Source organism: Sinomonas humi, assembly GCF_000802235.1.
Lineage (GTDB): Bacteria > Actinomycetota > Actinomycetes > Actinomycetales > Micrococcaceae > Sinomonas > Sinomonas humi.
Genome location: NZ_JTDL01000117.1, coordinates 1 through 10,651 on the forward strand (window position 1 = coordinate 1; position 10,651 = coordinate 10,651).

The window sequence follows — 10,651 nt, forward strand, 5'->3', positions numbered from 1 at the left end:
GCCCGAGGGCGATCCGGGCCGTATCACCGGTGTAGGAGACGAGCTTGAAGCCGCCGATCTGCATGCTCAACGACGGGTCAGCCGGAGTCGGTGTGGGAGGCGTGGCCAAAGCCTGGTCCCGCATCGGCGAATTGGCTGCAAGATTCTTGAAGATGACTGTCTGGCCCCCGGGGAGAAGCCCTGTCCCGATGATGTTGGCGGCGGCGTAGAGGGCGCCGGTCGGTGAGTGCTGGTAGCAGGTGCGCACGGTCCCGTCGACCCTGCCCGGGCCGATGCCGTGGGGGTCTGTGGGGACCGCGACGCGGCCGAGCAGCTCCCATCTGGTGGGCAGGCCGATAGACGGGTAGCGCTGGTCCCCGGCCGGGAGCCCGCAAGCGCTCTCCTGCCCGCCCCCGGCTGTGCCTGCGGCCGTCGCTGTCAGCGTCGGTGCCGGGGCCGCGTTCGTGTGGCCGCCGGAGGGGACCATCGCGTAGGCGATGCCGAGGGCGACGATCAGCACCACCGCGGCGGCGCTGGCGATGAACCAGGGCCGGGTCCACGGGCTCCGGCCTTGGGGAGGGCTCTGGCCGTCGGTGGGCTGGCTGTTGGGGCGGCCGTGGTTCATGCCATGCCGCCTGCGGCCGTCACGATCCCCCCGACGATGCCCGAGGCGACCGAGGCGATGATGCACCCGGTGAGGACCATCGCCAGGGACTGGGCGTGCTGGCCGCCGCCGTGGCCGGCCTTCTGGTCGATCATCATCTTCCCGGCCACCATCATCACGCCAAGGACGGCCAGGCCGAACACGACCCAGGCGGCCCAGCCGAGGATCTTCATCAGGCCGCCGCTGCCGGGCGGGGCGGACGGGGTGGGGTTGGGGATGTCGGCCAGGACCTGGGCTGCGTGGTGCAGCAGTTCGATGTGCATCAGGAGTCCTCCTACGTCAGTTCCCGGCTGCGGTGTGCAGCCGGAGCTTGTCGATGACGCCGCGCCCCGCCGGGGGCAGCGACGCGGGGTCCGGGGCTTCGGCCAGCCGCCAGGCCTCCACCCAGGGCAGCTGCCAGAGGTGGGGCACGGCCCCGGCCACGAGCCGGATCCGGTCGGCGAGGGCCTTGGGCGGCCGGCCGGGGGCGTCGGCCGTGACCACGAGCCCGGCGAGGGAACCGGGCAGGGACCCTGAGCCGTATTCGATGGCCGCGAGCTGGGCAGCGCGCAGGCCCGCCGCGTTGGAGCGGCACACGAGCAGCACGACGTCCTTCCCGCCACCGTCCTTGCTGCCGTCTTGGCGGACTGGCCAGGCGTGGCCTGTGCCGGCGGCGCCGTCGAGGAGGGCGGCCAGGGTGCTCTCCCCTGCCCCGCCGTGGGCGCCCATGACCCACAGTGCGGGGGCCGGGCCGACCACCGGAACCCGCGGGACGCCGGTCACCGAGGCCCACCGCACGCCCTTCTGGGGCCGGACGGGGCCGGTCGGTGCATCAGGGGCCGCGGGGGTAGCTGCGGGCTCGGGGGTCTCGTGGAGGGCCTGGAGCCACTTCGAGGCCGAGCTGGCGGTTGTGGCGGTCATCCCAGGCCCTTCGCGACCGCCGCGGCAGCGGCGAGCCAGGCGCGCTGGGTGGCCGGGCGGAGCGCACCGAAGCGGATCACCCCGTCCTTCAGGGCCGGATCGAACGGGATCACGTGGACCTCGCGCACGTACGGGCGGAACTTCTCGGCATGCAGCCGGGCGAGCCTCTCGTGCCCGGGCTGCTCCTGGGAGACGATGACCACGGCCTCGGCGGCGAGCCGAGCGGTGCGCCCGTGGCCGGCCAGGCCCTTGAGGGTCAGGCGGGCCCCCTCGACCCGGTCCTCCACGGTCGTGGTGGAGACGACGAGCTGGTCCGTGTGCCCGATCATGCGCCGCCAGTTCGCCGCCCGGTGGTTGTTGCCCGAGTCCATCAGGATCACGTTGAAGTACTTCGACGCGACGGCGTGGAGGACGTCGACCTCCTCGGCTGTGATCTCGTGCTCGCCGTCGATGTCCTGGTCCGAGAACAGGGCGTCGTACCTGTCGGCGGTCTGCCGGTGCACGAAGGCGTTGACGTCCGCCGCGCGGGCGGTGTCCGAGAGCAGGTGGGCTGCGCGCTCGAGGACGTGCAGGGCGGAGGAGGTGTGGTCGCCGCGCTCGACCCGCCACGGGAGACTGCCGGTGGTCTCGTTGTTGTCCCAGGCCAGCACGGAGCCGCCCGCGCGTCCGAAGACGGCGGCCAGGCAGACAGTCGTCGGGGTCTTGGATGCGCCGCCCTTCTGGTTCACCACGGCGATGGTGCGCGGGCCGCTGTAGATCCGGGCGACCAGGTGCTCGTCGGCGCGTTCGGCCAGCTCCGCGGCCCCTGGGGCCAGGGACAGCCCGAAGGCGTTGACCTTTCCCTGCCAGCCCTTCCGGGCCGGCTCGACGTTCTCCTGCACCGCCAGGAAGGACTGCGAGTCCCGCAGCGACTTCCGCGACGGCAGCTCTACTGCGACGGGCTCCCCCGCGGGTTCTGGCTTGGAGGGAGGTTCTTCGAGGTCCTTCACAATGCGCTCGAAGCTGTCCGTGTCCTCGAAGCTGTCCGTGTCCTCGGAGCTGTCCGGGTCCTCGGAGCTGTCCGTGGCTTCGGCGCTGGCGTCCGGCACGGCAGCCGGTGCCCCCTCGAGGACCGGCTTCTGAGGAGTGGTCAGCGTCGCCCTAGCGGCGACCGGCTCCGCCATGTCCTCGAGGGCTTCGGAGTACTCCTCCTCGATCTCCCCCTCCGGGGAGACCAGCAGCACGCCGATGCCCTCCGCATCGCGGGTGGTCACCCGGACCGGGGATCCGCCCGTGCGGGCGTGGGCCACGACCAGGCCGATCAGCTCGCGCCGGACCTCGGTCTCAGAGGCGGCCGTGACGGCCTGCCTTGTCGCGCCGATCAGCAGTTCCCCCTCCTCACCTCTGAGGGTGATGCTGATCGGGGGGAACTCCCGGATCCTGCTCGTGTCGATCGCCATCCTTGCTCCTTCTCTCAGTCGTTCTCCGAGGCGATCGCCTCCACCAGCCAGGGCTGGCCCGCTCCCGTGCGGTGGAGCAGGACGACCCACTCCCCCGCGTCGGTGGCGAAGACCGCCCTCGCCGTCAGCGGCTCTCCCGCCGAGGTCTCCAGCGCCGGGCCGGCCAGGACCTTCCTCACCGGGACCTTGGCCGGGTCGATGTACTCCGCCTCGGTCCGGTACGCCGGGGACAGCAGCGGGGCCAGGTCGGTGATCCAGGTGCGCTGGTCCACACCCGGCCGGGCGAACAGCGCCATGGCCTTCGCGGCCGCGTCCTTGGCGGCCTGCTCCGCTCCCTTGTCCCAGGACGCGGACAGGGGTGTCGCGCCCGGGGCCTGGGCATGGTCCCCGCCGCTCAGCGACGCCGTCCAGGACGGGGACGGGACCAGTGACGGCGTGGGGGCTGTCTGGGAGGCCGGGCCACCCGGCGAGCACCCGGCGCAGGCGAGCACCAGCACCGCCGCGGACACTGCAGTCCCTGTCCTCCACTTCGTGGGCGCGTGCATGCTGGTCATCCCTTCGTCTGCGGCACGTACAGGAACGCCGTGGGCGTGGAGTCCTGCACGGTGCGCGTGTAGTAGCTGTGGTCGTTCGGGGGCGGGTTTCCGTTGTAGCCCTCCTCGAGGAAGGACCCGTCCGGATCGACGGCCTTGACGACGGCGACGTGGCCGAGGCTGCCGGCGCCGCCGGTTCCGGGGGCGTAGTAGACGACGGCGCCGGGCTGGGGTGCCGTGCCGACCGGCCAGCCCTTGGCCCGCCACCCGTCCAGCCAGGTCACGGCGTTGCCCAGGACCGCCCCGTCGCCCCGGAAGTCCGCGTTGGTGTACCGGAACGGGGCCGAGGCAGTGCCGGACTCCTGGTTCACGCGCCACAGGGCAAAGTCGACGCACTCGCGCGTGTACATGCCCAGGGCGTCGGAGGCGTCGATCGGCCCGTGGCCCCAGGGCAGGTCGTCCCCGGCCCCGGCCGCGCTCTGGCCGCAGGTGCCCGGGGTCGCCGTGGATCCTGCCAGGGCCTGCACGAGCTGGACGGCCTGGTCGCGGTACTTCGCGTAGTGCTGGGGGTCGGCGTTGCGCTGGACCCGGTGGATCGCGATCGTCGGCTCCAGCGACTCCCAGCCCGGGACGTCCTTGAGCCGGGACAGGAACCCGGCCCCTGCCTTCGCCACGTCCATCCGGTCCGCGACAGGACCGTAGGAGGGGTCCTGCTGGAGGATCCCGACCGTGACCGCGACTCCGCCCACCGTGCCGGCCGCGTCCGTGTAGCCGATGCTGCGCAGGCTCGATTCGCCGATCGCAGCCTGCACCACGAGGATCTGCGCAGCCACCGGCAGCCCCATCCGCATCGCCTGGTCCATCAGCACGGCAGCGTTCTGGAGCTGGACGCCGTCGAGACCGGCGATCGGAGCGCTCTTCGCTTCCACAGTCACAGCCGGGGCCGCGCACGTCCTCGCCTGGGCATCCGTCCCGCCCAGCAGGACCACGGAACCGACAAGCATCAACGGCACCATCAGCACGCCAGCCCCTGCGTATAGCGCTCCACGCATCAGCCATGCACCCCATAGATCGTCCTTCTGTACCGCGAGGGCGTGGCCATGAATGAAGTCAAGCACAGTCATTTGGACACGTCCACTTTTCCTGGACATGTCCAAATGATTAGGTCAGTCGGTCTCTACGTCAATCAGTCTCCTGCTTGTCGTCGGCAACTTGAGATTGACCCATCTCCGGACTGCCTCTTCGCATGCCGTCCTTTGAGCGCTCCATTCGAGGGTGTGACCAGGCGAGATGACGCTTTCGAGATCTGCGGAGTTCTCAGCGGCCCACCGTTCTGAGAGAGCAAAGGGAGCCATCGCATCTGCAGGGGAATGAAGGATGAGGATCGGAGGGAGACCTTGAGGCGGAGTGGTAAACCACGAGGCCGAGGAGAAGTCCAACTCGTGGGAGAGACCTGCGAGGCGGTGGAGGAGCCTGGACCCGAGGATCGAGAGACCGGTCCTCGTAATGAAGACGGGCAGGCCAGCTGCCACGCCCTGCTCCACAAGAGTGGGCCGCCAGTCGAGGACTGGGGCTGTGAGGACGATGCCCGCGAGGACGTGTCGAAAGGCAGACCGCTTGAGGAGCTGAAGAGCGATCGTGGCCCCCATGGACCATGCGGAGAGGATAACTTTCTGGGCTCCGTTGGCGACAGCGAAACTCAGGGCGGCATCGACATCTTGCCATTCGTCGAGGCCGAAGTGATGACGTCGGTCCGTAAGCGGAGGTGCGTCCCGGTCGCCCGAGTAGGAGACGACGAGCTGAGTGTGGCCGAGCTCCTGAAAAACCGGGACCGAGCGGAGGCATGCGGCCCGACGGCCTCCGAGTCCGTGAATGTGCACGGTCCAGACGTCGGCGCTGGACCCGGGTATCAGCCAAGCGGGCGCGGAACCTCGGTCTACTGGGATTTCGACATCGACTGAGGGAAGATCGAGGTCGGCTGGGGTTTCAAAGGCGTAACCGGACCAATAGCCGTAGGCAACATCAGGGGGCGCGGGCCGATAGATTGCCTCGACTTCGCGTACGACGGTCTCGGGCGTGGTCGCGATGAGCTTCCCTATGCGAGCGTGCCCTCGGCCCTGGCCTGTGTACAGGCTGTAGTGCCCGGGTGCGAGAGTTTCCGGCGTAGCCGCTACTTCGACCACTGCATCGGTCCACGAGATGATCGGAAGGGTGTCCCTTCGCTTGGAGCTGATCTCGGTCGCCTTCCTGGCGAACGCAACCGATGCGGCTCCGACAGACGCAGTAGTAACCACGGCGCAAGCCGCCGCTGCACTCCGGATCATGTCAGGTTGCCAGAGAGGAATCGCTCTGACTCGTCCAACTGGGATTCGGCTTCGGATCCGAATCGATTCCTGATTGTCTCCAGCACGGCCGGGTCGACGAGCGTAGCGTCTCGGATCTCTACCACCATGCGGTGGAGCTGGAGGCTTGCGGAGGCGGCGCGGTCGAGTCCGATGTTCTTCCGGTTCGCGGTCGCGGTCTCCCAGATCGGGCGCAGCATGTCGATCCTCCTGACGGCCTCGCGCCGACGATGAGTCCGGATGATCCAGCCTGTAACGGAGGGGAGGCCGAAGCCGAGCACGAGCGTTGCCCCGGCGAGCCCGAAGAGAATGTCGTGCTGGCGGGAGAACGCTGACAGGCCCGAGAGGGTGCCGTCATGAATCCTTACCACGTTCTCGATCCCCGAAGCCTCGGTAGCAAGTGCAAGGGCGCAGCCAAGAGAGATGACTCGCATGCCCCAGCCGTAGTGCCATGAACGCATTCGTGCGCTGTGGACGAACGCAATGACCCCTGTAGTACCAAGCACCACGATGGCGTAGAAGATCTCAACAAGTGCGTACCAGAGGGCCGCGTCTTGATTCCCGTAGGCCAAAGAGAAATGAGCCGATGGCCCGGTTGTTCGAACGAACGCGAACAATGACAATTGGGCGGCCATGACTGCCCCCAGCAGGAGCCTGCTCCAGCCGTCGATCCACCGGGCGTGCTGCGGGGCCCCGGCTGCAACCACTGAACGGGCAAGGAGGTAGACCCCGAGGGAGAAGAGCAGATGGCCAGCGATGTTGGTTGAGTTCCACCCGCCGAGCATTGAATCAATGGGCTGGAACAGCTGACCGATATCCGTCGAGAACGATGCGGCAAAGACGAACGAGCACCACAGCATGACCTGACTCTGACCACGACGGCGGGTTAGAACCTTAGCGACTGTTAGCGCCCAAAGAAGGCCAGCGATGAACCAGCTCATCCGAAGACCTCGGAATAGCCGGCGTACTCCCGATCGGAGGTGTGGATCGCTGCCGAGAGAAGATCCGCCAGGAGTTCAGCGACAATCTCGTCCTCCCGGTCGAATTCGTCTCGGGCAAGGGCGGAACGTACCCGCTCGCCATCCAAATCAGGGAAGAGCGTTTTCGCATAATCGGCCGAGACGAGCCCTTCGTTATGTCTGAGGACCATGTGGGCCAGTTCGTGCAGGATGAACTGCTGCCGGTGGAGCTCGCTCTGCGGTTCCCGGTGGAACACGATCTCCAGTTCATCGGTCGAGAACCATAGCCCGCATGTCGTTGTGGTTACGAGTTCCGGGCGTTCCTCAATGAGGATTGGCCGCCCTCGCAGTCGCTGAACATGCGCTATCAGGCTGTCCAAGCTCACTTCGGTTCCAAGCCCGAGTTCTTTGAAGGCTTGTTGTGCACGTTCGAGGGGCGGAAGCGTCTCAGTCATCAGTGCGGGGATCGTTCTTCCTGGCGGCGAGTATTTCGGTGATGCGCCTGAGCGTCTCCGGGTCGACGTCGGCCAACTGGCGCGCGGCAAAGTTGCGAACCTTGTTCATCCGCATGGTGTGGAGCAAATCCATCTGAGCCTCTACCCGCTCGGGCACTTCGTCGGTGTCCATGATGAGATAGCGCGGATTCACGCCAAAGAACTTCGCCAGACTGACTAAGAGTCGGTCATCTGTCGTGTTGTGGCCCGTGCCGGAGGTCATGTATCCCCAGCGGGAGCGGTGCAACTGAATGCCATCGGCGGCCACGGCTTTCTGGATATCGGCAAAGGTGACCTTGCGGCCCTCTGCTTCCAGCGCATCCATCAGCAGATTGAGCTTGCGAGCCAAGCGAACACTGCGTGACTCGAACTCTTCGGGCGCGTCTTGGTTCCCTTCGGCCTCGGGCTGCCGCTTATGTTCGTTATCGTCCATCGACTCCCCTGGGGACTGGGAACCCACTCAGTCTAATCTTCTTCGATTAGGCACGTCTAACCGGGGTGGTCATGCCCAACAAGACTGGACATGACCAAATTGCCCGTGGTTGAGTAACTGGAGAAATGGGAGAAGAGGCGGCAGGTTCCTCGACTTCCATCCGCCGACGACACGCCGAACCGGGTTCAGCTTGAGCGGAACCAGATTCATGTTTGATGGACCTGAGGACTGAAGGAGGGAGAAGCCATTGCCACAGGTACATCGAGGCGACCGCAAGGCCACTACTGTCCGGTTCCCCGTCGACGACATGAAGGCGCTCGATCGTCTCGCCGCTGTTCAGGGAAACGATCGGGGCCAGGTAATCGTGGGCATCATCCACGAGTACCTCAAGTCGCTTGACTTCGAGTCCATGAGCTACTCGCAGGAGGCACTGCCTATCGCAAGGGCCTCTTAAGGACTAAGGGCCCGCCTCTCGGCGGGCCCTCTTATAAGTCTCCCATCACCGCTTTGCTTGCCGGCGACCCGGTGATGGATCTGAAACCCTCCCTTGCGGGTGGGTCCCTTTCGCATACCTCCCGGGAAGGAGTCTGCCCTCTCATGGTAGCCGACGCGGCTGTCCTGTCACCTACTCTCGAGCACGTCACCGCTCGGCGTGTCACGAACGTGCCGGCACCGAAGGACCTTTGGTCGCTTGCGCCCCTGATCGCGGGGCAGCCCTCATACCGTTCGGGCAGGTGGATCCGGGGGAAGTTCCAGTACCCGGGCACGCCCATCCAGATCTCTGCCGCTCTTCCCAAAGGCCCCGCCGCCGTACTGGTGCATGGCGCAGACGGGTCGGTGACGACCCTATGTCTGGATCTGGACACCTCCAAGGCCGCCCAGGCTGTCGTCGACGGAGACGCCGAGCGACTCGGCAGCCTCTTGGCATCGTGCGGGCTGCGCTACGTGGAGGACCTCTCCCCCAGTGGCGGCCGGCACCTGTACGTGCCACTGTGCGAGCGCATGGACGGGGCGGAGGCCCGGGAGCTGGTTGAGGCACTGGCCCGGCTGGCACCGAGCCTGGATGCCAGCCCGCACCGCAATCCCTCCACTGGGTGCATCCGAGTCCCGGGCTCGGTCCATAAGCGCGGAGGCCACCAGGAACTAGTGACACCGCTGTCGGCCGCGTACGAGGTCCTGCGTCGCCGCAACGCCCCTGAGGCCATCCAGCGGCTGCGCCGAGCACTGGCCCCGGAGCTGCGCCGCAACCGTCAGGAGGGCGCGCGACGTGCCCGAGGCCACGTCGCGCGCCCGCAACCTCAGGCCCACGGCGCACTCCCTGCCGCAATGCCGCACCCAAGTGGCGGGTGGCAATCCCCGCTTCGGGCAATCGCCGAAACAGGTCTGTACGACACGGCGCGCTACCGGTCGGCCTCGGAGGCCCGGATGGCGGTCCTGAACCACCTCGCCGCGTGCGGGTGGACCCTTCCCCAGGTCCGCGGCGAGCTCACGGGCCAGTTCCCAGGCCTGGCAGCCCTGTACCAGTCGGGATCCCAGCTCGAGCGGCTCCTGGAGCGCGAATGGGTCAAGGCGATCGAATTCACCGCCAACAGCGCAAGGGAGAGAAGTACCCGTAAAAGCGACACAAGCCTCACAGAACCCACCGGGGGGGCAAAAGCTTCGGCCGCCTCGATCCACCAGCTGGTCAACGATTTGGAGAATGTCCTCTACGCGGTGCTCGATGCAAGGTTCCAATCCTTAGGGCGCGAGGGAATCGGGCTGAGGTTCCTCCTCCGCGGAGTGCTGGCATACATGCGGACGATGGAGACCAATGTTCTCGACGTAGGCTGCCGGGCTTTTGCCATGGCGCTGGGCCAACACCACGGCACGGTGGCGAGGCTCCTGCGCCGGCTCTCCGAGCTCTCCGACGGCATGGTCACCAAGATCGCCGACGCCCGCCACCGGAACGCCGACGTCTATCTCGTGGAACTCCCGGAACAGCACAGGCAGACCGCTCGTGACCTGACCTGGCGCCAGGGCAAGATCCACGCCATCAGACCCGTCTTCCGTGCCCTCGGGCCCGGCGCGGCCCTGGCCTACGAGGCCATCGAACGCTCCCGCCACTTCCCCACCACCGCCGAGATCGCCCGCGACGCCCGCATCGCTCGCACCACCGCCGAGATGGCCCTGGCCGAAATGGCCGGCTACCAGATGATCTACCGCGACCAGGAGCGCCGTTGGCACGTCACTGCCACCACCAGCCTCGCCCAGCTCGCCCACCGTCTGGGCGCCGACGCGGACGTCGCCGCCCAGATCACCCTCCATCGGCTCCAACGCGCGGTCTGGCACGCCTGGCTCGACCGCCACGACCCCGGCCAGCAGCTCGCCGAGGCTGATCTCTACGACCCCGAGACCGATGAGCACTGGATCCCCCCAGGCGACGCCGCTTCCACAGCTCTTTGGCACGTAGCCGCATGATCAAGATCGACGGTCGCGACGCTGTGTCATGCGAGGCGGCGTTTGTGTGAAGCCGAGGCTTCTCCGGTATTCATGAGATCTTGCCGGACTCCCCCGCCCAACCCTCGGCCGTGTCGCTTTGGGCCTGCATCGCTGGGCTGTATGGCCATATGTACGTATTTATAGCGGTCCTTGAGTCGGATCCGTGGATGCGTGTTTGAAGGGCTTAACCCGTCCAGAGCTACGAGCTTCGGCTACACCGAGGAGAAGTGGCCATTGAGCAAGCCCAGGGGAATCGACGAGTGACTCCCCTGTCCCTAACACCGGCTCAGCTGTGAGAAGTACGACAGCACGTATGGCTATACGTACATATGGACATATTTCTAGGCGCGAGACCTTGGCGGCGACGTCTCACCCTCAGTTCAGGGCAACGGAAGGAGACTGAGTTCTCGTATGTGCGATCGTACAGACG

The 10,651-nt window shown here is 66.9% G+C and carries 12 protein-coding genes; 2 read left to right on the forward strand and 10 right to left on the reverse strand.

Features of this window, described 5'->3' with window-relative positions:
• The 10 genes from LK10_RS11545 to LK10_RS11590 form a co-directional block, all read right to left on the reverse strand.
• Window positions 1-604, reverse strand: a 604-nt coding sequence (locus LK10_RS11545; protein WP_052207241.1) for a hypothetical protein, incomplete at its 3' end; no start/stop codon positions are given.
• A complete protein-coding gene (locus LK10_RS11550; protein ID WP_156144143.1) occupies window positions 601-906 on the reverse strand; it encodes a hypothetical protein in 306 nt (101 codons plus the stop codon). The genes LK10_RS11550 and LK10_RS11545, both read right to left, overlap by 4 nt.
• A 16-nt stretch (window positions 907-922) precedes the next feature.
• Complete coding sequence (locus tag LK10_RS21375; RefSeq protein WP_043123814.1) at window positions 923-1,543, reverse strand: DUF6668 family protein; 621 nt, start codon at window positions 1,541-1,543, stop codon at window positions 923-925.
• Window positions 1,540-2,982 carry a MinD/ParA family ATP-binding protein gene (locus tag LK10_RS11560; RefSeq protein ID WP_043123817.1) on the reverse strand — a complete coding sequence of 481 codons (1,443 nt, stop codon included), beginning with the start codon at window positions 2,980-2,982 and terminating at the stop codon, window positions 1,540-1,542. Before LK10_RS11560 ends, LK10_RS21375 begins: the two co-directional genes overlap by 4 nt.
• 14 nt (window positions 2,983-2,996) lie before the next feature.
• Window positions 2,997-3,527: a hypothetical protein gene (locus tag LK10_RS11565; RefSeq protein ID WP_043123829.1), complete on the reverse strand. Its 531-nt coding sequence runs from the start codon at window positions 3,525-3,527 to the stop codon at window positions 2,997-2,999.
• 5 nt (window positions 3,528-3,532) lie between these two features.
• The gene (locus LK10_RS11570; RefSeq protein WP_231567737.1) at window positions 3,533-4,639 is read right to left on the reverse strand and encodes a CHAP domain-containing protein; all 1,107 of its coding nucleotides are present in this window, start codon (window positions 4,637-4,639) and stop codon (window positions 3,533-3,535) included.
• Window positions 4,640-4,681: 42 nt separating this feature from the next.
• A complete protein-coding gene (locus LK10_RS11575; protein WP_156144144.1) occupies window positions 4,682-5,809 on the reverse strand; it encodes an alpha/beta hydrolase in 1,128 nt (375 codons plus the stop codon).
• Window positions 5,810-5,835: 26 nt separating this feature from the next.
• Window positions 5,836-6,717 carry a hypothetical protein gene (locus LK10_RS11580; protein ID WP_043123818.1) on the reverse strand — a complete coding sequence of 294 codons (882 nt, stop codon included), beginning with the start codon at window positions 6,715-6,717 and terminating at the stop codon, window positions 5,836-5,838.
• Between the two features lie 77 nt (window positions 6,718-6,794).
• A complete protein-coding gene (locus tag LK10_RS11585) occupies window positions 6,795-7,271 on the reverse strand; it encodes a hypothetical protein (RefSeq protein WP_052207244.1) in 477 nt (158 codons plus the stop codon).
• Window positions 7,264-7,743: a hypothetical protein gene (locus LK10_RS11590; RefSeq protein WP_081998474.1), complete on the reverse strand. Its 480-nt coding sequence runs from the start codon at window positions 7,741-7,743 to the stop codon at window positions 7,264-7,266. The genes LK10_RS11585 and LK10_RS11590 overlap by 8 nt, the downstream gene beginning before the upstream one ends.
• A gap of 247 nt (window positions 7,744-7,990) precedes the next feature.
• Here LK10_RS11590 and LK10_RS11595 point away from each other — a divergent pair, with 247 nt between their 5' ends.
• A complete protein-coding gene (locus LK10_RS11595) occupies window positions 7,991-8,197 on the forward strand; it encodes a ribbon-helix-helix domain-containing protein (protein WP_043123821.1) in 207 nt (68 codons plus the stop codon).
• 143 nt (window positions 8,198-8,340) lie between these two features.
• Entirely contained in the window at window positions 8,341-10,200 is a 1,860-nt protein-coding gene (locus tag LK10_RS21920; protein ID WP_043123823.1) for a hypothetical protein, read from the forward strand.
• Window positions 10,201-10,651: the final 451 nt, after the last annotated feature.

What these genes read in the sequence shown, in the direction of transcription:
- LK10_RS11550 (WP_156144143.1), bottom strand. Translation starts at nt 906, where the DNA reads ATGCACATCGAACTGCTGCACCACGCAGCCCAGGTCCTGGCCGACATC.
- LK10_RS21375 (WP_043123814.1), bottom strand. Translation starts at nt 1,543, where the DNA reads ATGACCGCCACAACCGCCAGCTCGGCCTCGAAGTGGCTCCAGGCCCTC.
- LK10_RS11560 (WP_043123817.1), bottom strand. Translation starts at nt 2,982, where the DNA reads ATGGCGATCGACACGAGCAGGATCCGGGAGTTCCCCCCGATCAGCATC.
- LK10_RS11565 (WP_043123829.1), bottom strand. Translation starts at nt 3,527, where the DNA reads ATGCACGCGCCCACGAAGTGGAGGACAGGGACTGCAGTGTCCGCGGCG.
- LK10_RS11570 (WP_231567737.1), bottom strand. Translation starts at nt 4,639, where the DNA reads ATGACTGTGCTTGACTTCATTCATGGCCACGCCCTCGCGGTACAGAAG.
- LK10_RS11580 (WP_043123818.1), bottom strand. Translation starts at nt 6,717, where the DNA reads ATGCTGTGGTGCTCGTTCGTCTTTGCCGCATCGTTCTCGACGGATATC.
- LK10_RS11585 (WP_052207244.1), bottom strand. Translation starts at nt 7,271, where the DNA reads ATGACTGAGACGCTTCCGCCCCTCGAACGTGCACAACAAGCCTTCAAA.
- LK10_RS11590 (WP_081998474.1), bottom strand. Translation starts at nt 7,743, where the DNA reads ATGGACGATAACGAACATAAGCGGCAGCCCGAGGCCGAAGGGAACCAA.
- LK10_RS21920 (WP_043123823.1), top strand. Translation starts at nt 8,341, where the DNA reads ATGGTAGCCGACGCGGCTGTCCTGTCACCTACTCTCGAGCACGTCACC.